The organism is Sutterella massiliensis, from assembly GCF_016899755.1.
GTDB classification, from domain to species: domain Bacteria; phylum Pseudomonadota; class Gammaproteobacteria; order Burkholderiales; family Burkholderiaceae_F; genus Sutterella; species Sutterella massiliensis.
On record NZ_JACJJC010000015.1, the window covers coordinates 21,513 to 46,025 of the forward strand.

Genomic DNA, 24,513 nt, shown 5'->3' on the forward strand with positions numbered 1-24,513 from the left:
AAACATCTGAAGTCTGCCGATGCACCACAATCTATGGTGTGTCGGCAGTCAAATGAACGCTTTCAATTGCGTTTGCTATCAATCTGATAGAAGCAATTGAAAACGGTTATTTGTTATTATTTCTTCCGCTATCGAGACCATTCATCCGGCGCGCTGCGTTTGTGTCGGTTTTGATCGGTCGCTCGAAAAGGGGGCGGACATCCCGTCCGCTCCGGAAGAAAAGACACACTGCTGGAGGGAAACATGTCCGAAAAAATCAACGAAGCGGTCGCTCTCAAGGACAGCGAACGTCAGCCTTGCGAAGTTTGGACGCGCGTGATGGGTTATCACCGCCCCGTGCAGAGCTTCAATATCGGCAAGAAGGGCGAATTCGCCGAGCGCACGTGCTTTACGGAAAAGCGTGCGGCCGATCATGGCGACATCCACGGCTGCTGCGCGAAGTAACGCGGTCTGCGGCATGATCGCCATCATTCCCGAACGGGACGAACGGGCCGACGCCCCCGCGGACGTCGGCCCCGATCTTTTGCGGGTGGCCGCTATCACGCCCTTTACGACGATCGACTTTCCGGGGAAGCTCTCGGCAGTTGCGTTCGTGCAGGGCTGTCCCTGGCGCTGCACCTACTGCCACAATCCGTGGATGCAGCCGCGCGCCTTTGATGCGTCGCTCGCGCACGAGAGCTGGGCGTCGCTCAAGGCGCTTCTGTCGCGCCGCAAGGGGCTTCTGGACGGTGTTGTCTTCTCTGGGGGAGAACCCTGCTGCGACCCGGCGTTGCCAGCGGCGATTCGCGCCGTCAAAGACATGGGCTTTCTCGTGGGGCTGCACACGGGAGGCGCCTATCCGGGCCGCCTCCGGGAAGTGCTCCCCGAGATCGACTGGGTCGGGCTCGACGTGAAGGCGCCGCCCGAAGATGCGGTGCTCTACGACGCGGTGACGGGCAAGCGTCATTCGGCCGAGGGCTTTCTCGCATCCTTTGCGGCCGTTCGAGCCGCGGGCATTCCCTTTGAGTGCAGAACGACGGCGCATCCGTCGTATCTCCCTGAAGAAAAGCTTCTTGAGCTCGCAGACTGGCTCAAGCGACAGGCGGTCGAAACCTTCGCTCTTCAGATTTACAGACGCCCGCCCGGCACGTTCTTTGCAACGCTGCCGCGCGTCGATGCCGACTACCCGAGCGAGCGGACCCGTGCGGCTTTCAAAAGCGCCGTCGGCCGCTACATCGAGCGTCGCGACTGAGCGCGCGTTCGGCAAAGCGATAAAAGAAAACGGCAAAAGAAAAGGCAACGCATTCGCTTCTCAACGAAGACGCGCTGCCTTTCTTCTCGTTTGCCGCCGATGAATCGAACATCGCCCGGTGGCAAATCCAAGTTCGCGCCCGCAACAGGCGCGCGGAACTTACTTGTTCAGGAGTTCCTTGAAGGACGTACCCGGGATGAACTTCGGCTTCTTCATCGCGGGAATGCGGATGGCTTCGCCCGTCGAAGGATTGCGGCCCGTGCGTGCGGCGCAGTCGACGGCCTTGAAGGTGCCGAAACCGATCAGGGTGACGGATTCGCCGTTGCGCACGGCGTTGATGATTTCTTCGAGAGCGCTCACGATGATGCGGTCAACCTCCGCCTTCGAGGCGGTGTTGCACGCCGCAACGCGGTCAACGAGTTCGAGACGATTCATGGTGACTCCATTAGCTGTTTTGTTTGTTATGCCAAGACGTTTCTGAGAACGTTTTATCGGACAGGTTCTCCGGCAGAGACGCCCTGGGAGAAGAGAATCAGCTTCCCGTTCGCTCTCGGCAGGAGACCGCCGCCCGCGAGGAAGTTTTGCGTGCCTCTTCTGAGGCCATTGTATAGGCCGCTCGTAAGCGCCCAATGCGGAAAAACCCGCGCGAGCCTAGAGAATATAAGCCTTTGCGGGCATTTCGACCCCCCGAACTGCACTTTTTTTAGCAAATTCGAAAATTTGAGACACAAAGAGGTCTTTTGTCGATGTGCCTAGGGTTATAGCGATACCTGAAAAGAGGTATCCATAGCAACAAACTAAGGCGTATATCGTAAACGGGTGAGTGCAAAGTTACGTTTCGAGAAAATTTAATCGGCTCGAAAAGCCAATGATGTAGCGAAAAGAGCGCAAAATAGCAATCGTCCTCTGTGAGGATCATGATGTTGAGGGGCCTTCCCAAAACATCTCCTTTGGTGGTATTCGAGTCACGACGTACGAATGTCGGTTTCGTCTCGGCGCATTCGTTGAGGGAGTAAAAACCCTTTTCGATGCCGGTGAAAAAAGCGGCTGCGAGCCGTTTTTCGATCGGCGGGCGCCTCTATGGAGCGCTTTCGCAAACGTTTCGTAACGATGACGCGGTTGCGTACGCGCCCGTTGCGGATCGAAAAGCAGAGCTTTCAGCCGGACGAACACGAAGTTTGTGCTTCGTGACTCTTTTTTCGTCTGCGCGCGCCGCCTTCGCGTCTTTCTCAGCTTGGCTTTCCTTCTTTCTTTGCATCGACGTCTTCTCGCTGGCCGCGTTCGCACAAGGCAAGCAACTGCAAGTCGTGCGTTGGGTTCGTCGATACGTACATCGACCTCATCAAGACCAAGAACTATCCGATCAAGTACCTCATGCAGACGCACGCGACGGACTTCATCGTCGAGAACGGCCGCGTCGTCGGCATCAAGGCCAAGGGCGACAACGGCAACACGTATGAAATCCGCGCGAAGAACGGCCTCGTGCTCGCGACGGGCGACGGCATGATCGTGGCCGAAAAGATCGGCGCGAATGCCATCCCCGATGCGCTCAACTTCGGGCGTCTGGCCGGCTAGATGGCGGCCGACTACGGCAAGTAATCGGCAAAGCAAAAGGCTGCTTCAGCGCGTTTTCCTCGGAATGAGCGCTTCGAGTATGCGTTTCGGTGAATCGAGCTTTAAGACGTCTCGCCCGTAGCGACGCTCTTCGGGCGAAAGCAGTGCATTGACGCTTTCGGCGTTTGTGCGGGCCGTTGCGTCGCCGAGCCGTTCGGCCAAGCGGTAAAGCACCCAAGCGCGCAGACGGTCGAGGTCAAGCACGGTCCCCGTGAGGAAAAAGCCCGCGAGCATTGATGCAGCACTGCCCGAACCGTTTTCGGCTGCGCGGCAGAGCCACCGAAGGGCTTCGCGCTGGTCGACCCCGCCCCCGAGTCCGGACCAGAAGAAAATGCCGACGCGAAGCTGCGCCTGGGCGTCGCCCGCGAGTGCGGCTTCGATCATCCAGCGGCGCGCCTCTTGCGGGTCGCGCGCTTCGTAGTCGCGCCGCAGGTGGAGTTTGGCGAGCGCGGCTGCCGCTTCCGGCACGGCCCGCTTGGCGGCGGCGAGGAGCCACTTCTTCGCTTCTTCGTAGTTTCTCGGTGTCCCCGTGCCGTCGCGGTAGGCGCAGCCCGCGATGTAGCTCGAAAGACCGTCGCCTCGGGCGGCTGCAAGTCGCGTCCAATAGAGCGCTTTTTCGGCCGCTCGGGCTCGTTCGGCTGCCGTCTGCCGTTCTGCCCCTTCGGGCAGTCCCAGCCGATAGGCTTTTGCGAGGTCGATCTGTGCGGCGAGGTGTCCGAGATAGGCCGCCTCTTCGAGATAGCGCATGCCGAGCGCGTCGTCGCGCGCAACGCCCTGGCCGCGCAGGTGAACGAGTCCCAAAAGATAGAGGGCTTCGGGTTCGCGTTTTTGGGCGGCTTGCTTGAGGAGCACAAGTGCGCGGCGGTTTTTGCGAAAGTTCGGCTCGTCCGTGAGCAGCGTACGCGCGAGCGCCGCCTGCGCCTTCGGGTCGCCCGACTTGGCGCGCGCCTCCGTCTCTTCGGCCTGACGCAGCAGCTCTTCGCCCGAAAGCGGTCTGCGCCGTGCGAAGCCGCCGAGGAGGTCGAGCACGTCGGCGCTTTCGGTCGGCGCGCACGCAATGGCAAAGCGCTCGTCGGGCTTCTTGGGCATGCGGCGTCTCTGCGCTTGTGGATGACTCAGGGCGTGTTCTTTTCTGCGTCGTCGGTTTGGGCAGCTTCGGGCGGCAGCGGCTCGACGATCGCTTCGGTACTGCCCTTCGGCACACGGATCACGACGCCTGGGCTTTCTTCAACGTCCTTTTTCGCCGCTTCAATCGGTTCGATTCCCGTTAAGTGAAGTGCGAGCGCAATTGTCGTCGAAATAAGCCCGTAAAAGAGCCAGCCCGCCACGCCAATCGTGATGGCCTTGCCGATCGGGCGCGGTTCATAGAACTTGCCGACGTTCTTGGCGACGTAGTTGAGCTGCTTCCAGCCGCTCGTGAGCATCCACGCGCCCCAAAGCACGACGAGGAAGTAGGGGCCGAACCAGCTCATGATCTCTTCATTTCGAAAGAGCGTCTGCACAACCACAAAAAGAATGAGAAGCCAGACGGTTGAGCGCACCCAGAAGCGGCTTGCGGCCGCTTCGTGCGTCTTGCCGAGTTCGGTCCAGTTGCGCGCCTGAAGCGCAGCGCCGAAGATCGGCGTAAAAAGAAGCGAGAGCGCACAGACGAGTTTCGGGTTGAAGAGCGCCGGCTGGCGCGGAGTTTTCTTAGCCATTGATTGTTTGCGGTTTCGGGTCGACGGACGGCGAGCGGCGAAGAAATGGGATCCTCGGAGGCGAGCGCAAAAGTGCTTCGGGAAAATCCCGCAAAGCGCTGTCAAAATGCCTCAAAGACGCTCGCAGCCGCCGTGTCGTTTTGTTGCGTTTGCGCTAATCTTAGTTGATTGGGCCACAAGGATAGGAAAGCATGGATCACGACTTTTGTCACCGGACGTTGAAGTGCTCGACTCGAGTTCGCGCTGCGGCGCTTTGTGCGCTCGCGACGCTGCTCTCGCTTTCGGGCTGTGCCGGTGATCCGCAGACGTTCTCCTACTATTCGCGCGACGACGCACTGCCGGCGGCGACCGCTTCGGGACTGCCCGAACCGGGCTCGACCGTGTGTCTCGCATCCGCGGGCGGCTACCCCGCCGCGCTCGACGTGTTTTTGCGCCGTGCGCTGACCGATCGCGGCTATCGCGTCGTCATGGAAGCGCCGCGCTCGGGCGTGTGCCGCTTTCAGGTGCTGATGACCGCGCGTGCCGGCGCCAACCCCGGCGAGCTGCCGCAGTGGATGAGTCTTGACTTCCGGGACCTTTATACGGGCGAGACGCAGCACGCCGACTGGCGACGCTCGGAGGTGCGGCCCGCCTTCATCCGTACGCATTCGGCTTTGTCGCCTTCGGACGGGAGCGCCCTCATCGCCGGTCCTTACGGAGACCCTGCCATGATCGTGACCAACCTCGTCGATCAGCTTTTTCCGACGCCGACAGCCGCCAAAAAGTGATCGACTTCTTGGCGCCCGCATGTCCGTCGCTTACTGTGGTCCTGCACCATACCAACCGCTAGGTCGGGTTCTTGCATCGGGCGTGCCTCTTTTCTGTAGAATCTCGGACCTTCGACGCGAAGTCGATCGACTGTGATTTCGCGTCTGCTGTCGCACAAACCCATGTCGGATTTGTGCCGAGGCGTATTATTTGAAAGGTAAATCTGCGCGTCGTGAAAACACTTTTTTGAAGTGTTTTCGCGTTCGTTTCGCGCAGGCACTTCGACGCCCGTTCGTCTTTTCGTCCGCGAGAAGCAAAAGCCGCACCCGTTGCCGAAATGTTTCTTCGACTCCGTTGACGCGAGTCTCGGAGCCTTTTTTCGCATCGGTGCCGCCATCCTTTCGGACGGCCGAGCACGAAACGCTCGCGACCACCGGCCGCTCACTGCGTATTTCGCGTCTCCGACAAGAACGGACGCCGCAACGGTTGTGTGAGTGTTGAGCAGGTGCAAAGTGACGGAAAAAGACAACAAAGAAACGCGCGACGCCGCTGCCGCGGCGCAGGAGGTCCGTTCGAGCGCTCGCGAAGACGATGCGCTTGAGATGCGCACGGGCGCAGCGCCCGAGATGAAGGTTGGGGCCGCTGCTGCGCCTCGAGAAACGCCCGCCGAGGCGAAGTCCGAGGCTGCGCCCGAGGAGCCCGAGGACGACTATCACGAGCTCGACTTCTCGAAGCTTGAGAAAAAACGCGACGGTTCGCCCGACGCCAAGTGCGAGAGTGCGCCCGCAGAAGCGGCACAGAGGGCTTCGGGCGACAAGAAGTCCACAGACGACGCGACGCTGCCGCCCCTCGAAATTGCGGCCGAGCCCCAGGCGCAGTCCTGGAAGATCACGCTCGTTATTCTGTCGGCGTCGTCCGTGCTGATGTCCCTCAGCTACACGATGCTCATTCCGTTCCTGCCGATGTATCTCATCCAGGAACTTCATGTGGCTAAGGACGACGTCAATCTTTGGTCTGGGCTGATCTTCTCGGTCTCCTTCCTTGTGTCGGGCATCATGGCGCCGATTTGGGGGTCCATGGCCGACAAGGGCTCGCGGAAACTGATGGCGGTTCGCTCGGCATTTCTTCTCGCGATCAGCTACGGGCTTTCGGGCGTTGTGCAGGACGAGTGGCAGCTTTTGGGGGTCCGCTGCTTCCAAGGCTTTGCTGCTGGGCTGTGGCCGGCATGCCTGGCGATTCTCTCGAGTTCGGTGCCGAAGGAAAAACTCGGTATTTCGCTCGGCACGATGCAGGGCGCCATGACGGCGGGCGGCGTTTTGGGGCCGCTATGCGGCGGCTTCCTTGCCGAAGCGTTCGGGATGCGCATGACGTTCTATCTCGGCTCGGCTGCGCTCGGCATCATCACGCTTCTCATCATCTTCTGCATTAAAGAACCCAAAAAGAAAAAGGTCGAAAAGAAGGCGGCCGATCCCGCCAAGCCCAAGACGAACCTTCTCAAGATTCCGGTCGTGCAGCGCATGCTCTTTACTGCAGGCGTCGTGCAGCTCACGATTCTGCTCCAGCAGCCCGTGATGCCGCTTTACGTGGCGGAACTGCAGGGGAGCATGGACCGCATCGTCTTTGTGACGGGGCTTCTATTCTCGATCGTCGGCATTTCGGGCGTGATTGCGTCGCCCGTCTGGGGCATCGTCGGTCAGCGCATCGGCTTTCGACCGGCCCTTTATGCGGCGCTCTTGGGTTCGGGCATCTTCGGGATGGTTCAGGCGATTCCCGATACGCTCGTGCCTTTTGGTGCCTGGCGATTCGTGGGCGGCCTCGCCTTTGCGGGCATTTTCCCTGCGATCAATGCGCTTTTGACAAACAGCACCGGGCCGGAAGACCGCGGTCGCATCTTCGGCCTTTCCTTTGCTGCGCAGCAGGCGGGCAGCGTGCTCGGTCCGATCTTGGGCGGTGCGCTTGCTATGTTCATGAGCATCAAGGTCGTGATTTTCGTTTCGGGCTTCGTGCTCATACCGCTCGTCGCCTTCCTCTACCTCAAGCGTCCGGCGGTTGAAACGTCGATGAAGGGCGTCGAGGTGAAGTTTGACAGACGCTAAACGCGAAAACCGAAGGTAAAACAAGCTCAAGAGAGGAATGTATTCAGATGCATTCCTCTCTTTTTATTGGCGTTCGGCTGCGAACCGTTTCAAAATTGCCGATTCTTCGCGTTCGCCTCAGGCGCGAACCCGACGGAATTGACACTTTGAGATTTGAGGAGCTTTAAAAATGGCCATGTCCCGAATCCCCGGTCCTATCGAAGCGGATGTTCTTAAAACGATGGACGCGATCGTGAAGGCGCCCGAAGTGGCGAAGGCGCTCGAGCTTGCCCAAGCGGGCGCAGAAGCGGCGATGGCGCTTCAGGTTCACCTCTGCGAAATCCCGGCGCCCACTTTTGAGGAACAGGTTCGCGCCGAAGAAATGGTGCGCCTCATGAAGGCGAACGGCCTTAAAGACGTCACGATCGACGGCATCGGCAACGTGGTCGGCCGCCGTCCGGGCAAAAACCCCGAGGGGCCGCTCCTCGTGATCGGCGCACATATGGATACTGTGTTCCCTGCCGGGACCGAGATTAAGGTGCGCCGCGAAGGCAACGTCTACTACGGCCCCGGGATCGGCGACAACTGCTCGGGACTTCGCTGTCTGCTCGAGACGGTGCGCTGCATGAACGAAGCAGGCGTTGAAACCGAAGGCGACATTTGGTTCTGCGGCACGGTGGGCGAAGAGGGCTTGGGCGACATCCGCGGCAGCAAGTATCTCTTCCGTGAAAACAACACGGTCAACCGTATCGACGGGTTTCTTGCGATCGACAACACCGATCTCGGTCGCATCCTTTGCTCGGCGATCGGTTCGCACCGCTGGCGCTTTACGGTCGAAGGCCCAGGCGGGCACAGCTACTCGGGCTTCGGCACGACGCCGAGCGCCATTCACGCCGTGTGTCTCGCAGGCGCCAAAGTCGCGCACCTGAAGGTGCCCGCCGACCCGAAGACCACCTTCACGATCGGTACGATCAAGGGCGGCACGACCGTCAACTCGATCGCGGCAAGCTGCTCGGTCGATATCGACATCCGCAGTCTCGACGACGGCGAACTCAAGAAGGCCGAGGATTTCATCTTCAAGGCCTTTGAAGACGCAGTCGCCGAAGAAAACGCGATTTGGGGCGTGACCGACCCTAAGAAGCAGGTTCACCTCAAGACCGAGCCGATCGGGAACCGCCCGGGCGGCACGCGACCCGACGAATGCCCCGTGCTGCAGGCTTCGCGCGCCGCACAGGCCGCGCTCGGCATCGAACTCACGTCGTACACGGATTCGTCGACCGACGCCAACATGCCCGTGAGCCTCGGGATTCCCGCCACGTGTCTCTCGGCAGGCGGCCGCCAGGTGCGCACGCACACGATCGACGAGTACTACGAGTGCTTCGACATCGAAAAGGGCCCGCAGCTCGCGATGCTCGCGGCCGTTGCGCTTGTCGGTCTGGCGGGCGAGCACGGCACGGCGCCGCTTCTCAAGAAGAACGGGGTGTAAATATAAAAAAGAATACAAAAATAACTTAACTTTATTTATCCGGAGAAAAGAAAAATGTCTTGGACCATGTGGGTGGCGCTCGTCGTCACGATCGGGGCCGTCGTCGCGCTCATCAAGCGCTACGAAACGCGTCTCGTCCTCATCACGGCCGGTCTCCTGATGGCCTTCATCTCGTTTGAGCCGATGATCGCCTTCAAGCAGTTCGACAAGTCGATGACGAACGGCTCGCTCATCATCGCCATCTGCTCGGCGATGGGTTTTGCAGCGGTCGTCTCGCTCACGAAGTGCGACGTGCATCTCGTGGCGCTTTTGACGAAGCCCTTAAAGAAGCTCGGCATTCTGCTTTTGCCCGCCTGCATGTTTGTGGTGTCGCTCATCTCGATCGCGATTCCGTCGACTTCGGGGCTTGTAGCGGCGGTCGGGCCCACGGTGATTCCGCTCATGGTGCGCGCGGGCTTTCATCCGGCGATTGCCGCGGCGACCGTTGTGGGCTCCATCACGACGGCATACCTTAGCCCGGGCGTTTCGCACAACGCCTTTATCGCCAAGCTTGCGAACCTTGAAGTCATGGACTTCATCACGCGCTTCTCGGGCTTTACGGTCGGCGCTTCCGTCGCCGCGATCGTGCTCATGGTGATCGTCTGCCTCGTTTACCGCGATTTCCGAAAGGAGGGCTTTGCGGACCTCGCCAAGAACATGAACGTTTCGACGGAACTGCCCGAAAAGCCGAACGTTCTTTTTGCGTTCGCGCCGATGCTTCCCGTGATCATTCTCGTCTGCGCGAGTCTCTGGGCGCCGCAGCTCAAGATGTCGGTCGCAACCGCCATGCTGATCGGCGCGATCTACGCGATCGCCGTGACGCGCACAAACCCGGCCGACGTCACGAAGAAGTTCTTCGACGGTATGGGTTCGGGCTACGCCAAGATTATGGGCATCATCATTGCGGCGGGCGTCTTTGCCGCGGGCCTGCAGGCCTGCGGCGTGATCTCGGCCTTTGTCGACTATCTGACGCACGCCAATGAAGTCGCCAAGCTCGGCGCTGCGCTCGGGCCCTACCTGATGGCGCTCGTGACGGGGTCGGGCGACGCTGCCGCGTTCGCCTTCAACGAAGCCGTGACGCCGCACGCCGCGCAGTTCGGTCTTTCGGTCGACTCGCTCGGCTACCTTGCCGCCATTTCCGGGAACTTCGGGCGCTTGAGCTCTCCGCTTGCGGGCGGCATGATCATCGCCGCGGGTATCGCAGGCGTTTCGCCCTTTGAGATTGCCAAGCGCACCGCGCCCGTGATGCTCATTCTCCTGATCGGCGTCTACGCCTTCAGCTGATCCGGCTCAAGCAAAGTTCGACACGCTAGGCAGCCGCTCGACATCGGCCACGCAGACGCATTTTCGAGGCGACATTCTGCGAAAAATACGTCGAGCGGCGGATACCGCATCGGCCGCCCGTACGAGAAAATAGTCGTATTGGCGGCCATTTTTTTGTCGGGCCCGGAGCCTCCTCTAGGGACAAGTACCTATAAAATGCCGCTGTCTCAACCAAATGGAAAAGCGGCTCCTCGGCCGCAGACAAGAAAAAAGTGGATGTTTTTCTATTAGCCGTGCTGGCTCTCCTCGCAGCATTGGCCGTTTGCGACCTCTTCGTCGGCGTGAGCAATGACGCCGTCAACTTCCTCAATGCGGCGGTGGGTTCCAAGGCCGCACCCTTCTGGATCATCATGGCGGTGGCAAGTGCCGGGGTTCTTCTCGGCGCAACGTTCAGTTCCGGCATGATGGAAATCGCCAAAACGGGCGTCATCGTTCCCGAGCAGCTCACGTTCGAGCAGGTGATGTTCGTTTACTGCGCAGTGATCGTGACCGACGTCCTGCTGCTCAATACCTTCAATTCGCTCGGACTCCCGACCTCGACAACGGTCTCAATCATCTTCGAGCTCTTGGGCGGCGCCGTCGCCATGGCATGCTGGAAGGTCTGGAATACGGGGGCGCCGTTTACGGATCTGGGCCTTTACGTCAATTCCGGCAAGGCCCTCGCGATGATCATGGGTATTCTTGTTTCGGTTGTCGTCGCCTTTTTTGCCGGGCTCATCGTTCAATATCTGCTGCGAACGCTCTTTACGTTCCGCTACTGGAAAACCTATCGCTATTTCGGCGCCCTTTTCGGGGGCGCAGCCATTACGGCCATTCTCTACTTCCTCGTCATGAAGGGCGCGCGCGGCGCTTCTTTCATGGAACCGGCTTGGATCGAGTGGATCGAGACCAACACGCAGGCGATCCTCCTCGCGGTCTTTGCGGGCTTCTTCCTTCTCTTTGAAGCGGCGATTCTGCTCTTCAAGGCCAACATCTTTCCCATCGTCATTTTGTCCGGCACCTTCGCACTCGCGTTTGCGTTTGCCGGCAACGACCTCGTCAACTTCGTGGGCGTTCCCCTTGCGGCGCTCGACAGCTACCACCTCTTTACCGCGGCCGAAGGGGCCGATCCGAGCGTCTTTACGATGGAGGGGCTTCGCGAATCCGTGCGTACGCCCACCGTCTTCCTCGCGCTCTCGGGCTTTGTGATGTGCCTCACGCTCTGGTTCTCGAAGAAGGCGCACCGCGTCATCCGCACCTCGGTGAATCTGGCGAGTTCTGCGCGCGGCGGCAAGGAGCAGTTCGGTTCGTCGCTGCCGGCTCGCGTCATCGTGCGAAGCTCGTTGCGCTTTCATAAGCTCGCGATGCAATTCGTGCCGACCTCGGTACTCCGTTGGCTCGAGCTGCGCTTCAATAAGCCCCGGCTGCGTCCTGGTGAAGTGGAGCTTCCCTTTGACGAAGTGCGTGCTTCAATCAACCTCGTGCTCGCCGCCGCGCTCATCGCCTCGGCAACGAGTCTGAAGCTGCCGCTCTCGACCACGTACGTCACCTTCATGGTGGCGATGGGTTCGTCCCTCGCCGACGGCGCCTGGGACCGCGAAAGCGCCGTCTACCGCATTTCGGGCGTTCTCACCGTAATTTCGGGGTGGTTCGTCACCGCCTTCAGCGCAGCAAGCGCCTGTGCAATCGTCTGCACGATCTTCATCTTCTGGGGCAAGCCCGCCGTACTGATCGGTATGCTCCTTGCGCTCTTTGTGATCGTGAAGTCGAACTTCTTCACGAAGAGCGACGAAACCGAAGGCGAAGAAGCCAAGCAGCTCGACCGTGGCGACCGCGAGTCGATCGGCGAACTTCTCACGACGAGCGTCGACCGCTATCTCAACCTCACAATCCGTCTCTTTGCGGGCGGCCTCAATGCGTTCGTTGCTGAGGATCACAATGAATTGAAGCGTCTCAAGGCCGATGCCGTTTCGCTTTACGACGAGACGACGGCCCGCCGAGGCGAGTACTACCAGATGGCGCTCGAAGGCGGCGGCACCAAGGCCGACCGCGATGCGCGCAATTTCTACTACCGCGCCTTCACGAACATGAAGGAGGTGAGCCACTCGCTGCGCGATCAGCTGGGCGTTTCGGAAAACTACGTCGCCAACAGTCACTCGCCCTTTACGGGGAAGATGCGCGAGAACACGCTGCATCTCGCGCGCGATCTGCTTGCGCTGCGAGAACACTTTACGCCCGCCAAGTGCGCCCACATTCTCGAACTCATCGAAGAGGCGCAGAAGGACTTTCTCGAGCAGATCGGCGCCGAGCGCATTTCGCTTCGCAAGTCCGAGCTTTACCTCGGCTACCTGCTTTTCTCGCGCGAGATGCTTAACCGCTACATGATGGTGAAGCTGCTGCAGGCCGAACTCGAGGCCAAGCCCAAAGCCGATGCCGAAAAAAAAACGCCGCAGTCGGTTGGGTCGGTCGACTCGACGCAGACGGACGGCTAGCCGAGACGCCGAGCGTTTGCGGCTTGCCGAACGGTCTCGATGTGCCATCCGTGGATGCGCGCTCGAGACCGTTGCTGTATCGTTGGAAGCTTCGGGCAGCGCCGCAGACAAGAGAAAAAAGACGAAACGGCCTGTGGCGCGCCGCTATCGGCAGCAATCCAACGGAGAGTTATCAATCATGATGAAGCCTTTGATCGGCGTAACGGCCACCCTCAAGATGCCCGAAGGCATTCTCGGCGTTCGCGACCAGTACCTGCGCGCAGTGACGTTGGCGGGCGGCATTCCCGTGCTGCTGCCGCTTCATGCGCCGCTTGCCGATATCGATGCGCTTTTCGGGAAGCTTGACGGTCTGCTGGTAACTGGGGGCGTCGACGTCGACCCGTCGCGTTACGGCGAGAAGCGTACGAGTGCCTGCGGCTCGATTTTGCCTGCACGAGACGAAGTCGAACTTCGGCTCGTCGAGCTCGCCGACCGCGCCGATTTGCCCGTTTTCGGTATTTGTCGCGGTGCTCAGGTCATGAACGTTTCGCGCGGCGGCACGCTCGTGCAGGACATTCCCGAAGAGCTCGGCATTGCGCTCGAGCGTCATCGCCAGGCGCTTCCCTACGAAGTCATGACGCACGATGTCACGGTCGAGCCCGATACTCGGCTTTCCCGCATTTTGAAAGGCGCTTGCGTTTGCCGCGTCAATACGATGCACCATCAGTGCGTGAAGGCCTTGGGCGAAGGACTCGTTCTGAACGCTCGCTCGAGCGAGGACGGGATTGTCGAAGCTTTCGACGATCCGAAAAAACGCTTCTTTTTCGGCGTGCAGTGGCACCCCGAGATGCTCGCCGAAGCGCATGCCGAAGCGCTCGCGCTCTTTGAGGCGTTCGTGCTCGCTGCGAGCGAAAGACTCTGAGACTTTTTCTTCTGTAAACCCGCGATAGCGAGGATGCCGAGCGTGCTCGCGCTTTCGCATTTGATAATCCGCCTGCGTCAAACGACGAGGCGGATTTGTTTTCGAGCAAAGAGCCGCGATGAAAACTGCGAGATCGGCTTCCGGCAGGATGCCCAAAACGCGCGCTCGAGCATAAAGTTTCTCTTGGCAGTCTTTGTACGCCGGTGCCTTCGGGCGCTGAGCGTGAGAGGCATGCAAAACCACCGAAAAACGGCTTGAGGCCGAACGAAAATCTTCGCGTGCATCGGACCAATTGCGCGAAGACGACGAGCGCGCAGGGCGCCGTCCGCAGAAGCTTCAGTCTGCGGGAGAAGGTTGCCTCGGAACGCACGCGGTCGGACTCGGGCCACCAAGGAGAGAAACCATGAATACGTTCAAGAAAGCGGCGCTAGTTCTTGCTATGTCCGGCCTTTGCACGGGTGCATTTGCCGCCATGGCTGACGGTACGTACGAAGGCGTGGGCGCGGGCCGCAACGGCGACATCGTCGTTCAGATGACGGTGAAGGCGGGCAAGATCGCCGACGTCAAGATCGTCAAGCACGCCGAAACCGTCGGTATTTCCGACGCGGCGATCGCAACGGTGCCGAAGGCTATCGTTGAGGCACAGTCGACGGGCGTTGACGCCGTGACGGGCGCCACGATGACGACCGACGGCATCAAGGCGGCGGTTGCTGCCGCCATTAAGGCCGCGGGCGGCGATCCGGCAGAGTACGCCGTTGCCGTCGTGAAGAAGAAGGCCGCGCCGAAGCTCATCCGCGAAAACGCCGACATCGTTGTGGTCGGTGCGGGCGGCGCCGGCATTTCCGCGGCCGTGAAGGCCGAAACGCTCGGCAAGTCCGTCATCCTCATCGAAAAGATGCCGACGATCGGCGGCGCGACGGTTTTGAATGCCGGTACGCTCATCGCGACGGGATCGAAATACCAGCGCGAAGTGATGAAGGAAACGAAGGACAGTCCCGAGCTCGCCTATAAGGACATCTTCCGCGTCGGCAAGGACCGCAACGATCCCGTGCTCGTGAAGATGGTGACCGAAAAGGTGGGCAGCGTCGTCGACTGGCTCATCTACGACATGAAGATTCCGTACGGGCCGGCCGCTACGCAGTATCCGGACCACTCGGCGAACCGTCAGCTCGGCGTCGAAGGCCGCTCGATCAACTACCTCAACCTCATGCGCGGCAAGTTCCTCGACATGGGCGGCAAGCTCATGCTTGAAACGCGCGCGCAGGAATTCATCCGCGACCAGAACGGGCGCGTTACGGGCGTGAAGGCGGTCGACGCGAACGGCAACACGGTCGAGCTTACGTCGAAGGCCGTCATTCTCGCATCGGGCGGCTACGGTGCCGACCAGTCGATGCTCCCCGAAAAAATGAAGGGCTACCTCTTCTACGGCGTTGATGGCGAAACCGGGGACGGCTACAAGATGGCCACATCGATCGGCGCCGACACGATCAACCTCGATCTCGTGAAGATGTATCCGCAGGGGGTTGAAACCCGTCCGCATCATGGCCTTGCCGCGACCGCTTCCTCGACCGATACGATGAAGAAGTCGGGCGCCATCTACGTCAACAACAAGGGCGAACGCTTTGTCGATGAAAACGCCGGCCTCGGCGTGCTGACCGACAAGACGATCGAGCAGCCCGACTCCATCATGTACATCGTGATGGACAAGGCCGCTTGGCAGGTCTACACCGACAAGTCCCTTGAAGACAAGCTTGTGCCGACGGCTGAATCTCTCATGGCTTGGACGAAGATCGTCAATAAGGGTCGTCCCGTGATGGCTGTTTCCGACAAGCTTGAGGATGCCGCCAAGACGATGGGGATCGATCCCGCCGGGCTCACGAAAACCGTCAAGCACTGGAACGATATGGTGAAGGCAGGCAAGGACGCCGACTTCAACCGCAAGCTTTCGGGCGGCCTCGGTGAAGGCCCGTACTACATCGTCGAGCAGAAGGTGCGCTATCAGACGACCCTGGGCGGCCTTAAGGCCGATGCGGGCCTGCGCATTCTGGACAAGGCCGGCAAGCCCATCCCGGGTCTCTACGGTGCGGGCTGCGTTGTGGGCGGCGCGAACGGCGCCGACTCGATGACCGCCATGATGAACTCCTGGGCGATCGTCTCGGGTGTTGTTTCTGCGGAATCGGCAGCCGCCGATATCAAGTAACGGTCGCGAACGCGACGCGGTTCGCCCGTTGCGGGCGGACCGCTCGTGAACTCGATTGTTCGAAAAAGAAGCGCCTGCGGAATGTGTTTCTGCAGGCGCTTTCTTTGAGGCTATTGCCCGGGCGATCGGTTGCGCTCTGGGCGGACTCAATCCTCAGAGGCGAACCCAGGCGGGCATCTTCGCCTCAAACTCGTCGATTGCCTGTGCTTCATTCTGCAGCGTGAGGCCGATCGCATCGAGCCCGTTCAAGAGCATGTAGCGGCGGAAGGGGTCGAGCGTGAAGCTCGCCTCGAATCCCGGTGCCTTCACCGTCATGGCTTCGAGGTCGACAGTGACATGCGTACCGGGAGTCTCCTCCAGAATTCGCATGAGTGCGTCAATTTCGGGCTTCTGAAGTTCGACCGTGAGAAGTCCGTTGCCGAGCGCGTTGTTCTTGAAAATGTCTGCAAAGCTCGGCGCGATGACGCAGCGAAGCCCATAGTCGAGGAGCGCCCACGGTGCGTGTTCACGGCTCGAACCGTTGCCGAAGTTTTCCTGCGCGACCAGGATCCCGGCGTTGCGGTAGGGCGCGCGATTGAGCACGAAGTCGGGGTTCTCCTCGGTTTCGGCCGGATCAAGGTAGCGGTGATCGTGAAAGAGGTGCTTGCCGAAGCCCTTGCGGTCGACGGCGAGCAGGAATTGCTTCGGAATGATCTGGTCCGTGTCGACGTTGGCGCGGTTCAAGGGCGCGGCGACGGCAGTGAATTGCGTAAATTTTTCCATGGTTCTCGTCTCCGGCTTATTCGAGGAACTGCCGCGGATCGGCAATGCGGCCGAGGACGGCGCTCGCTGCTGCTGCGGCCGGACTCATCAGGTGGGTGCGGCTGCCGCGGCCCTGGCGGCCGACGAAGTTGCGGTTTGACGTAGAGGCGACGCGCGAACCTTCGGGAGCACGGTCGTCATTCATCGCGAGGCACATCGAGCACCCGGGCAGGCGCCACTCGAACCCCGCGGCGCGGAACACGTCCGCAATGCCTTCGCGCTCGGCCGCTTCGCGAACGGCCATGGAGCCCGGCACGGCAAGTGCGGTGACGCCCGGTGCGACGCGGCGGCCGCGCAGCACGCGCGCGGCTTCGCGGAAGTCTTCAAGACGCCCGTTCGTGCAGGAGCCGATGAAGACGACATCGATCTTTGCGTCCGCAATGCGGCTGCCCGGTTCGAGACCAATGTACGCGAGCGCGCGTTCTGCGCCTTCGCGCTCGACAGGGTCGTCAAACGAATCGAGCGTCGGCACGCTGCCTGTGATCGCGCAGGTCTGGCCCGGGTTCGTGCCCCAGGTCGTCTGCGGCTCGATCGCGGCGGCGTCGATATCGATTTCGCGCGAGAAAACCGCGTCGGGGTCGCTCGCAAGCGTCTTCCAGCGCGCAACCGCTTCGTCCCACGCTTCACCCTTCGGGGCGTAAAGGCGGCCCTTGAGGTACTCGAACGTCGTTTCGTCCGGGGCGATCATGCCCACTTTGGCGCCCACTTCGATCGCCATGTTGCAAAGCGTCATGCGGCTTTCCATCGAGAGCGCGCGGACGGCTTCGCCCGCAAACTCGATGGCGTGCCCCGTGCCGCCCGCCGTCGTGATTTTGCCCGCAATCGCGAGAATCAGGTCCTTGGCGTAGACGCCGGGACGCAGACGGCCGCGGCAGTTGATGCGCATCGTTTTGAGGCGTTGCTGCTTGATGGTTTGGGTCGCCATCACGTGTTCGACTTCAGAAGTGCCGATCCCGAAGGCAAGCGCGCCGAAAGCGCCGTGCGTAGCCGTGTGCGAGTCGCCGCAGACGAGCGTCGTCCCGGGGAGCGTGAAGCCCGTTTGGGGCCCGATGATGTGCACGATCCCCTGGTTGGCGTGGCCGAGTCCGAAGAGCGTGACGCCGAAGTCGGCGCAGTTCTTCATGAGGGTCGTCACCTGCGTTTTCGCCATGGGCGAGCAGACGTCGAGCGTCGCTTCGCGTGTGGAGATGTCATGGTCGACCGTGCCGAGCATGAGTTCGGGGCGGCGCAGTTTGCGGCCCGCATCACGCAGTCCCGCGAAGGCCTGCGGACTCGTCACTTCGTGAATGAGGTGGCGGTCGACATAAAGGAGCGGCAGCTCGCCGGGCTTTTCGGAAACGACGTGTGCGTCGTAGACCTTTTCGTATAGCGTCTTACCCATCTCTCAGTCCTCCGCGTCTTCGCGCACGTGCTTGGCGATGCGCTCGCCCATTTCGGCGGTCGAAACGGGAGCAACGCCCGCTGCACCCGCCAGGTCGGCCGTGAGGCACTTTTCGCTCAGGGTCTTGGCAACGGCTGCTTCTACAGCGTCGGCCGCAGCCGATTCGCCGAGCGAGAAGCGAAGCATCATCGACATCGAGAGAATCTGCGCGATCGGGTTGGCGATGCCCTTGCCCGCAATGTCGGGCGCGGAGCCGCCCGCGGGTTCATAGAGGCCGAAGCCGGTTTCGCCGACCGAAGCCGAGGGGAGCATCCCCATGGAGCCCGTGATCATCGCGCACTCGTCCGAGAGAATGTCGCCGAACATGTTCGAGCAGAGAACCACATCGAAGTTCGAGGGCGCCTTGATGAGCTGCATCGTGGCGTTGTCGATGTAAAGATGTTCGAGCACAACGTCCGGGTAAGCCTTGGCGACCTCTTCCACCGTTTCGCGCCAGAGAACCGACGTCGCGAGCACGTTCGCTTTGTCGACCGAGGTGACCTTGCCGCGGCGCCCGCGTGCGGTTTCAAAGGCGACGCGCGCAATGCGCTCAACCTCGGCGCGCGAATACGTTTCCGTGTCGAAAGCACGCGTTTCGGCGCCTTCGCCCGTGCGGCCCTTCGGTGTGCCGAAGTAGATGCCGCCCGTGAGCTCGCGCACGACGATCATGTCAAAGCCTTTGGCGGCAATGTCCGCGCGCAGCGGGCAAAGCGCTTCGAGGCCGGGGAAGATGCGCGCCGGGCGCAGGTTCGAGAAGAGCGCATAGCGCTTGCGAAGCGGCAGGAGTGCGCCCGCTTCCGGACGGTCCTTGTGCGGGAGATGGTCCCACTTGGGGCCGCCGACGGAGCCAAAGAGAATGGCTTCGGCCTTGTCGCAGGCTTCAAGCGTCTCGGCTGGGAGCGGCGTGCCGCACGCATCGATCGCCGCGCCCCCGACGAGCGCTTCGGTCTTCGTCACTTCAAAGCCGAAGCGCTCGGCCGCGGCGTCAAGCACCTTGAGCGCTTCGCGCATGACTTCGGGGCCGATGCCGTCGCCGGCGAGAACTGCGATGTGATGGGATTTCGTCATGATGTAACCTCATTGGCGCCTCTTTCTTCCTGGGGAAACTCAGGCGGAGGCGCCTTTCAATTCATGCGGGTGGTTGTTCGGGAAGTTTTGTTTCAGAGGGGCCCTCGCCCGATCGAGTGCGGCCGAGCGCCTCGGCCGCACGCCGATGGGAAAAAGGCGTATTCGGGTGGGGGGCGATCCGTCGTTCGGGCGGTCTGCCTTATTCGGCGTTTTCGCCGCTTTCGTCGTGCTTTTCGGCGGCGAGTTCGGCGGACTTCTTCGGGCGTTTGCGCGACTCGTGAATGCGCTTTGAGCGCTCGATGTTGTTGATGGCGTTAAGGAGCGCAAGCGCGGACGACTCGACAACGTCGGTCGAAAGTCCCATGCCGTGGAAGATGCGCCCTTCGTGCTCGACCGTGACGTCGACTTGACCGAGCGCATCCATGCCGGCGCCGTTGGCGGCAATTTCAAAGCTCGTCAACTTGCAGCGCACACCCGTTAGGCGCGTGATGCAGTTGTAGACCGCGTCGACAGGGCCGTTGCCGATGCTCGATTCGGTGCGGGTGCGCTTGCCGACGCGAAGCCGCACGGTCGCTGTCGCCATCATGTCCCCTGTGCCGCTCATCACGTTCATTCGGTCGAGGTGGTACATGTCGTCGGCTTCGTCGAGCTTCGTAAAGAAGACAAGCGCTTCAAGGTCGTAGTCGAAGACCTGACCCTTGCGGTCGGCAAGCTTCAGGAAGCGCGCGTAGATGTCGTTGAGGTCGTAGTCGTTGTCCGCGTAGCCCAAGTTCTGCAGGCACGAGCGGATCATGTGGCGGCCCGAGCGCGCCGTCATGTGCATGTTGTTGCCCTTGAAGCCCACACTCTCGGGCGTGAGGATTTCGTAGGTCTCGCGGTTCTTGAGGACGCCGTCCTGATGGATGCCGGAGCTGTGCGAGAAGGCGTTCGAGCCCACGATCGCCTTATGTGCCGGAACGGGTTCGTGGCAGATCTTCGAGACGAGTGCGGAGGTGCGCGCAATGTTTTCAAGCTTGATCCCGGTCTTGAGGCCGCCGAAGTAGTTGCTTCTGAGCGCGAGCGCCGCAGCCACTTCTTCGAGCGCAGTGTTGCCGGCGCGCTCGCCCAAGCCGTTCATGCAGCACTCGATCTGGCGCGCACCCATCTGCACGGCCGTGAGGGAGTTCGCGGTCGCCATGCCGAGGTCGTTGTGGCAGTGAACGGAAAGCACCGCCTTGTCGATGTTGGGCACGCGGTTTCTGAGCGCCGTGATGATGCCGCCGAATTCGACTGGGAGCGTGTAGCCGACGGTGTCGGGAATGTTGATCGTCGTGGCGCCAGCGGCGATCGCCGCTTCCACCATGCGGCAGAGTTCGTCGATCGGCGTGCGGCCGGCGTCTTCGCAGGAGAATTCGACGTCGTCGGTGTAATTGCGCGCGAGCTTCACGGAGCGCACGGCCATTTCCATCACTTCTTCGAAGGGCTTGCGAAGCTTGTCCTTGACGTGAATCGTGCTCGTGGCAATGAAGGTGTGGATGCGGAAGTTCTTTGCTGCTGCAAGCGCTTCGCCAGCGGCACGAATGTCCTTTTCGACGCAGCGGGCAAGCGCGCAGGGAGTCGCCCGCTTCAGCGCACCGGCAATGGTGCTTACGCTTTCAAAGTCACCTTTGGATGAAATCGGAAACCCCGTTTCGATGACGTCGACCCCGAGATCTTCGAGCGCGAGCGCGATCTGGAGTTTTTGCCGCATTGAAAGGCTCTGAGGCAGTGCCTGTTCTCCGTCGCGCAGCGTTGTATCGAAAATAATGACGGGATCTACGTCGGACATGCGGATGCTCCTTGGGGGCTCGGCCCCTTCTTTGTTTTCGGTTTTTGTTCGCTGATGCGGCGTTTCGCCGCGGATGCTTGAACGGTACTCTCGCAGAACGTTTACTGTCAAGATATTTCGCAAAAGAGTCCTTATAGAATTTATAAGTAATTGATTAATAAGAAATAAGATAAATTACTTAGATAGTTTTTGCGAAATAAAGGATTTGCAATTGGACGTGTTTTTGCAAATGGCCGCCATCGGGCGTCAGGCGACTCGGGCTAGGCGCTCGGCAGAAGCAAAGCTACAAAAAAACATCGGCCCGAAGCAGGAGCCGCAGGAATCTCCGGGCCGGCAGGCCTATCGCGGCATTTCTCTCTTGGCCGAGCGAGTTCGCACGCGCGAATGCGAACGCGTGAGGCGGTCAGTCTTCTCGGATGGCGCGGCCGCTCGCGTCGAGCGCGCGGCCCACGGCCGTCACGGTCGTCACGGTGCGTTCGGGCAGGTCGAGGTCGCGGATGCGAACGCCGATTTCGAAAACATCGGTGAGGATCGACTCGGTCATGACGTCCGCTACGCGCCCGCAGACAGGCGGTTTTCCTCGCGGCACGAGAAGGACGGACTCAGAGAGCTCGACGGCGTGCGCGGGGAAGTGTGTGTTGAGAATCGCGCCGAGGCCGCGCTCGGCGAGGCGCTCGATCACTTCGAGCACGATGCGCTGGTTGCGGAAGTCGAGGTTGCTTTCCGGCTCGTCGAGGACGAGAAGTTCTGGCTCGACCGCGAGCGCCCGGGCAATAAGCGCGAGCTGCAGCTGTCCGCCCGAGACTTCGCTCGCGAGGCGCTTTCTCAGGTGCGTGATACCGACCTCTTCCATCGCACGGTCGACTTTGGCCCAGTCGTCCCTGCCCGGCAGCGAGAAGGGGCCGAGGCGCGCGCTGCGGCCGAGCGCGACGAGTTCGCCGATCGTCATCGCGGCAAAGTTCATGCGCTTGGCCTGCGGGACGTAGCCGATGCGCTGCCAAAAGGCCTTGGGCTGCCAGTCGGCGACGGGCTTGCCGTTCCAGCGCGCCACGCCCCTGGTAAAGGGGGCCAGACCGAGAATTGCGCGCAGAAGCGTCGTCTTCCCCGCGCCGTTCGGCCCGAGGATGCACATCACTTCACGCCCGGAAAAGCGGAAGTTTACGTCGCTCAGAACGTCGGCGCCGTTCGGGTAGGTGTAGGCGCCGTTTTCGACTTCAAGGGCCATCGTCATGCTGCTGTTTCCTTGATTGCCATGTCGCCGTGCGGTTGCGGCCGCGGTTTTCGTGTGCCTCAGGAGAGGCCGCCCGTGCGGCGAAGGAGGTAAATGAAGAACGGAGCGCCGACGACGGCCGTCAGAATCGAGACCGGCACTTCGCTCTGACCCATCGTGCGCGCGGCGGTGTCGACGGCGAGCATGAATATCGCGCCCAGAACAATCGAGGCGGGAATGACGTAGCGGTTGTTGGCGCCGAAAAGCATGCGTGCCGCGTGCGGCACAAGCAGCCCGACCCAACCGATCAGGCCGCACATCGAGACGACGGAGGCCGTGATCATGGTCGCGGCGATGATTACCGCGGCGCGCAGGCGCTTGACGGGGATGCCGAGGCTCGCGGCTTCGTCAGGCGGGAGCGCCGCGGCGTTGAGTCGCCAGCGAAGAAGCCAAAGAAGTCCCGCGCCCAAAAGAATCATGGGCATCCCGGCCAAAAGACTCGTTTTCGAGGCGCCCGTGAGCGAGCCCATCATCCAGAAGGTGATCGAAGGGAGTACGTCCTGCGGGTCGGCGACGAATTTCACGAGGCTGACGAGCGCCGTAAAAAAGGCGCCGACAACCATGCCCGCGAGAATGATCATGAGAATGGGGCTGCCTCCGCCGCGAACGCGGCTGATCGCGAGCACGAAGAAAACGGCAGCGAGCCCGCTCGCAAGTGACATGAGCTGCACGCCGAGGCCGCCCATTTCCCAGAGAATGGCGAGCACGGCGCCGAACGAGGCTCCGGTGGCGACTCCGAGCGTGTCGGGCGAGGCGAGGGGATTTGAAAAAAGTGCCTGAAAGGCTGCGCCCGAAACGGCGAGGCCAGCGCCTGCGGCGAGCGCGAGGAGGATGCGCGGCAGGCGTACGCTCAAGACGATGTTCTCAACCGTACGCGAAGCGGGCTCGTCAAAGAAGCTCGGGAAAAAGACCGAGAGCACGTCCGAGAGCGAGAGCGAGTAGCGGCCGAGGCCGATGGCGATCGCTCCGAATAGGAGCGCAAAAACGGTGAGAGCGGCCATCGCAGCGGCAAAGCGACGCGTGCGGGTTCGCTCGTCGGCTTGGGAGCCGGGGCGATCGGGCGTGCCTTGAGAGAGTTCGGTCATGAGCGTGACGGGCCCGCAGGCCCCGTGGGATGTACTTGAGAAAAGAAGAAGCCCGGCCGCCGCAGCTGGGGCCGGGCACCGGCGTCGAGCGGTCGACGGGCGTCGCCATTAAAGGATATGGCGGCCCTTGGCGTCCTTCTTCATGATGCGCTCCTGTTCGCGCTTCCATTCCTTCTTGCTCTCGTCGGCGCGCTTTTCGTATTCGCGCTTGCCGCGCGCGAGCGCCATCTCGCACTTGACGCGGCCGCGGGTGAAGTGCAGATCGAGCGGCACGAGCGCGTAGCCCTGACGTTCGACACGGCCGATCAGCTTCATGATCTCCTTGCGGTGCATCAGGAGTTTGCGCGTGCGGTTCGTTTCGAGCGTCTCGTGCGTGCAGACCTGGTCGGCGGGCGTCATGTGCGCGTTGCAAAGGAAGACTTCGCCGTCGCGAATGTAGATGTGCGCCTGGTTGATTTGTGCGCGGCCGGCGCGAACGCTCTTGACTTCCCAGCCGCGCAGAACGATGCCGCACTCAAAGCGGTCTTCGATCGCATAGTCGTGGTGAGCGCGTTTGTTGAGAATGGCCATAGCTCGTTGAATCCAATAAATCGTTTTGTTGTTCTTCTGTTCCGATTGCAGGACGGGCGCTCGTTCGGCTTGGGCGGCGCCCGCATTGCGAAAGTGCATCGGCGGCTGTTTTGGCGTAAACGGTGTCGCTCGTCCGCCGCCGTTTTGAGCGCGTTTTTGTGCCGCAAAAGCGGCGTGCACGGCACGCGTCGAGACCAACGAGACGAGATGATATCAGTCGACGTTCTTCGGTGCGCGGCTCGTGCCGACAAATCCGCTACACTGCCGCTTCGTCCTCGAGCGAACATCCTATCTCGGGTGCGCCAAACGTTTGTTCCGAATTCGTTTTCAAAAAGAATCCTATGAAAATCACCGTGGTCGAAGTGCGTGCGGACGCGACGCGTGCGCGCGAGTGCGAGATTGACGCGCCTGCCGAAGGGCTGCTTTTAAAGGATGCGATTGCCGCGCTCGAAAAGCTCGGCATTGCGATCGGTCCCCGCGACGGCCTCTCGGTTTTTGCCAAGCGGATCCGTCCCGAAGAGCTGCTGCGAGAAGGCGACCGTCTCGAAATTACGGGGCCGCTCCTTTGCGACCCGAAGGAAGCGCGCCGCCGCCACGCCGAAGCACAGGGCGACGTGCGCTACGTCACGCGCGGGCGCCACGGCGGCAGACGCCGCGCGCAGACGGTCGCCGAGTAACCGGCACTTCAAAAAAATGTTGCAATTGGCG

The 24,513-nt window shown here is 61.2% G+C and carries 21 protein-coding genes; 11 read left to right on the plus strand and 10 right to left on the minus strand.

Translation table 11 applies throughout. The features are described 5' to 3' along the window. The first annotated feature begins 243 nt into the window (after positions 1 to 243). Together nrdD and H6A60_RS09165 are read left to right on the plus strand one after the other, a co-directional pair. On the plus strand, positions 244 to 444 hold the full coding sequence (gene nrdD / locus H6A60_RS09160) for an anaerobic ribonucleoside-triphosphate reductase (RefSeq protein WP_205103770.1): 201 nt from the start codon (positions 244 to 246) through the stop codon (positions 442 to 444). Beyond that, on the plus strand, positions 413 to 1,231 hold the full coding sequence (locus tag H6A60_RS09165) for an anaerobic ribonucleoside-triphosphate reductase activating protein (protein WP_239477679.1): 819 nt from the start codon (positions 413 to 415) through the stop codon (positions 1,229 to 1,231). Before nrdD ends, H6A60_RS09165 begins: the two co-directional genes overlap by 32 nt. Positions 1,232 to 1,390: 159 nt before the next feature. Here H6A60_RS09165 and H6A60_RS09170 read toward each other — a convergent pair whose 3' ends face one another. Beyond that, entirely contained in the window at positions 1,391 to 1,666 is a 276-nt protein-coding gene (locus H6A60_RS09170) for an HU family DNA-binding protein (protein ID WP_205103771.1), read from the minus strand. A gap of 906 nt (positions 1,667 to 2,572) precedes the next feature. On the opposite strand from H6A60_RS09170, the gene H6A60_RS13940 reads away from it, so the two are divergent. Beyond that, entirely contained in the window at positions 2,573 to 2,806 is a 234-nt protein-coding gene (locus tag H6A60_RS13940) for an FAD-binding protein (RefSeq protein ID WP_338054858.1), read from the plus strand. Positions 2,807 to 2,851: 45 nt separating this feature from the next. On the opposite strand, the gene H6A60_RS09180 is transcribed toward H6A60_RS13940, so the two are convergent. Next, entirely contained in the window at positions 2,852 to 3,934 is a 1,083-nt protein-coding gene (locus H6A60_RS09180; protein WP_205103775.1) for a tetratricopeptide repeat protein, read from the minus strand. 26 nt (positions 3,935 to 3,960) lie between these two features. Further along, complete coding sequence (locus H6A60_RS09185) at positions 3,961 to 4,542, minus strand: hypothetical protein (protein WP_205103777.1); 582 nt, start codon at positions 4,540 to 4,542, stop codon at positions 3,961 to 3,963. A 191-nt stretch (positions 4,543 to 4,733) separates the two neighbouring features. Here H6A60_RS09185 and H6A60_RS09190 point away from each other — a divergent pair, with 191 nt between their 5' ends. From H6A60_RS09190 to H6A60_RS09220, 7 genes are all read left to right on the plus strand, one after another. Continuing rightward, a complete protein-coding gene (locus tag H6A60_RS09190; protein ID WP_205103779.1) occupies positions 4,734 to 5,309 on the plus strand; it encodes a hypothetical protein in 576 nt (191 codons plus the stop codon). Positions 5,310 to 5,801: 492 nt separating this feature from the next. Then, positions 5,802 to 7,385, plus strand: coding sequence for an MFS transporter (locus H6A60_RS09195; RefSeq protein WP_338054856.1), 1,584 nt, complete (start codon positions 5,802 to 5,804; stop codon positions 7,383 to 7,385). Between the two features lie 169 nt (positions 7,386 to 7,554). Further along, a complete protein-coding gene (locus tag H6A60_RS09200) occupies positions 7,555 to 8,850 on the plus strand; it encodes a M20/M25/M40 family metallo-hydrolase (RefSeq protein ID WP_239477680.1) in 1,296 nt (431 codons plus the stop codon). Between the two features lie 54 nt (positions 8,851 to 8,904). Next, complete coding sequence (gene dcuC, locus H6A60_RS09205; protein WP_205103781.1) at positions 8,905 to 10,173, plus strand: C4-dicarboxylate transporter DcuC; 1,269 nt, start codon at positions 8,905 to 8,907, stop codon at positions 10,171 to 10,173. A gap of 251 nt (positions 10,174 to 10,424) precedes the next feature. Further along, a complete protein-coding gene (locus H6A60_RS09210; protein WP_205103783.1) occupies positions 10,425 to 12,683 on the plus strand; it encodes an inorganic phosphate transporter in 2,259 nt (752 codons plus the stop codon). 178 nt (positions 12,684 to 12,861) lie between these two features. After that, complete coding sequence (locus H6A60_RS09215; RefSeq protein WP_205103785.1) at positions 12,862 to 13,584, plus strand: gamma-glutamyl-gamma-aminobutyrate hydrolase family protein; 723 nt, start codon at positions 12,862 to 12,864, stop codon at positions 13,582 to 13,584. Between the two features lie 403 nt (positions 13,585 to 13,987). Continuing rightward, positions 13,988 to 15,784: an FAD-dependent oxidoreductase gene (locus H6A60_RS09220; RefSeq protein WP_205103787.1), complete on the plus strand. Its 1,797-nt coding sequence runs from the start codon at positions 13,988 to 13,990 to the stop codon at positions 15,782 to 15,784. 153 nt (positions 15,785 to 15,937) lie between these two features. On the opposite strand, the gene leuD is transcribed toward H6A60_RS09220, so the two are convergent. The 7 genes from leuD to smpB all read right to left on the minus strand — a co-directional run bounded on the left by leuD (position 15,938) and on the right by smpB (position 23,805). After that, the gene (leuD, locus tag H6A60_RS09225) at positions 15,938 to 16,546 is read right to left on the minus strand and encodes a 3-isopropylmalate dehydratase small subunit (protein ID WP_205103789.1); all 609 of its coding nucleotides are present in this window, start codon (positions 16,544 to 16,546) and stop codon (positions 15,938 to 15,940) included. A 16-nt stretch (positions 16,547 to 16,562) separates the two neighbouring features. Next, entirely contained in the window at positions 16,563 to 17,966 is a 1,404-nt protein-coding gene (gene leuC / locus H6A60_RS09230) for a 3-isopropylmalate dehydratase large subunit (protein WP_205103791.1), read from the minus strand. Positions 17,967 to 17,969: 3 nt separating this feature from the next. Beyond that, positions 17,970 to 19,073: a 3-isopropylmalate dehydrogenase gene (gene leuB, locus H6A60_RS09235; RefSeq protein ID WP_205103793.1), complete on the minus strand. Its 1,104-nt coding sequence runs from the start codon at positions 19,071 to 19,073 to the stop codon at positions 17,970 to 17,972. A gap of 199 nt (positions 19,074 to 19,272) precedes the next feature. After that, positions 19,273 to 20,880 (minus strand): 2-isopropylmalate synthase, encoded by a 1,608-nt coding sequence (gene leuA / locus H6A60_RS09240; protein ID WP_205103796.1) that lies wholly within the window; start codon positions 20,878 to 20,880, stop codon positions 19,273 to 19,275. A 403-nt stretch (positions 20,881 to 21,283) separates the two neighbouring features. Further along, positions 21,284 to 22,111: an ABC transporter ATP-binding protein gene (locus H6A60_RS09245; RefSeq protein WP_239477681.1), complete on the minus strand. Its 828-nt coding sequence runs from the start codon at positions 22,109 to 22,111 to the stop codon at positions 21,284 to 21,286. Positions 22,112 to 22,170: 59 nt separating this feature from the next. Beyond that, positions 22,171 to 23,235 (minus strand): FecCD family ABC transporter permease, encoded by a 1,065-nt coding sequence (locus H6A60_RS09250; protein WP_239477682.1) that lies wholly within the window; start codon positions 23,233 to 23,235, stop codon positions 22,171 to 22,173. Positions 23,236 to 23,343: 108 nt separating this feature from the next. After that, entirely contained in the window at positions 23,344 to 23,805 is a 462-nt protein-coding gene (smpB, locus tag H6A60_RS09255) for an SsrA-binding protein SmpB (RefSeq protein WP_205103872.1), read from the minus strand. 341 nt (positions 23,806 to 24,146) lie between these two features. Here smpB and H6A60_RS09260 point away from each other — a divergent pair, with 341 nt between their 5' ends. Beyond that, on the plus strand, positions 24,147 to 24,482 hold the full coding sequence (locus H6A60_RS09260) for an RnfH family protein (RefSeq protein ID WP_205103798.1): 336 nt from the start codon (positions 24,147 to 24,149) through the stop codon (positions 24,480 to 24,482). Positions 24,483 to 24,513 lie beyond the last annotated feature (31 nt).

Coding starts and splice junctions, on each gene's coding strand:
- H6A60_RS09250 (WP_239477682.1), bottom strand. CDS start 23,235: ATGACCGAACTCTCTCAAGGCACGCCCGATCGCCCCGGCTCCCAAGCC.
- leuA (WP_205103796.1), bottom strand. CDS start 20,880: ATGTCCGACGTAGATCCCGTCATTATTTTCGATACAACGCTGCGCGAC.
- H6A60_RS09170 (WP_205103771.1), bottom strand. CDS start 1,666: ATGAATCGTCTCGAACTCGTTGACCGCGTTGCGGCGTGCAACACCGCC.
- H6A60_RS09200 (WP_239477680.1), top strand. CDS start 7,555: ATGGCCATGTCCCGAATCCCCGGTCCTATCGAAGCGGATGTTCTTAAA.
- H6A60_RS09185 (WP_205103777.1), bottom strand. CDS start 4,542: ATGGCTAAGAAAACTCCGCGCCAGCCGGCGCTCTTCAACCCGAAACTC.
- leuD (WP_205103789.1), bottom strand. CDS start 16,546: ATGGAAAAATTTACGCAATTCACTGCCGTCGCCGCGCCCTTGAACCGC.
- H6A60_RS09220 (WP_205103787.1), top strand. CDS start 13,988: ATGAATACGTTCAAGAAAGCGGCGCTAGTTCTTGCTATGTCCGGCCTT.
- smpB (WP_205103872.1), bottom strand. CDS start 23,805: ATGGCCATTCTCAACAAACGCGCTCACCACGACTATGCGATCGAAGAC.
- H6A60_RS09260 (WP_205103798.1), top strand. CDS start 24,147: ATGAAAATCACCGTGGTCGAAGTGCGTGCGGACGCGACGCGTGCGCGC.
- H6A60_RS09190 (WP_205103779.1), top strand. CDS start 4,734: ATGGATCACGACTTTTGTCACCGGACGTTGAAGTGCTCGACTCGAGTT.
- leuC (WP_205103791.1), bottom strand. CDS start 17,966: ATGGGTAAGACGCTATACGAAAAGGTCTACGACGCACACGTCGTTTCC.
- H6A60_RS09180 (WP_205103775.1), bottom strand. CDS start 3,934: ATGCCCAAGAAGCCCGACGAGCGCTTTGCCATTGCGTGCGCGCCGACC.
- H6A60_RS09245 (WP_239477681.1), bottom strand. CDS start 22,111: ATGACGATGGCCCTTGAAGTCGAAAACGGCGCCTACACCTACCCGAAC.
- H6A60_RS09165 (WP_239477679.1), top strand. CDS start 413: ATGGCGACATCCACGGCTGCTGCGCGAAGTAACGCGGTCTGCGGCATG.
- leuB (WP_205103793.1), bottom strand. CDS start 19,073: ATGACGAAATCCCATCACATCGCAGTTCTCGCCGGCGACGGCATCGGC.
- dcuC (WP_205103781.1), top strand. CDS start 8,905: ATGTCTTGGACCATGTGGGTGGCGCTCGTCGTCACGATCGGGGCCGTC.
- nrdD (WP_205103770.1), top strand. CDS start 244: ATGTCCGAAAAAATCAACGAAGCGGTCGCTCTCAAGGACAGCGAACGT.
- H6A60_RS09215 (WP_205103785.1), top strand. CDS start 12,862: ATGATGAAGCCTTTGATCGGCGTAACGGCCACCCTCAAGATGCCCGAA.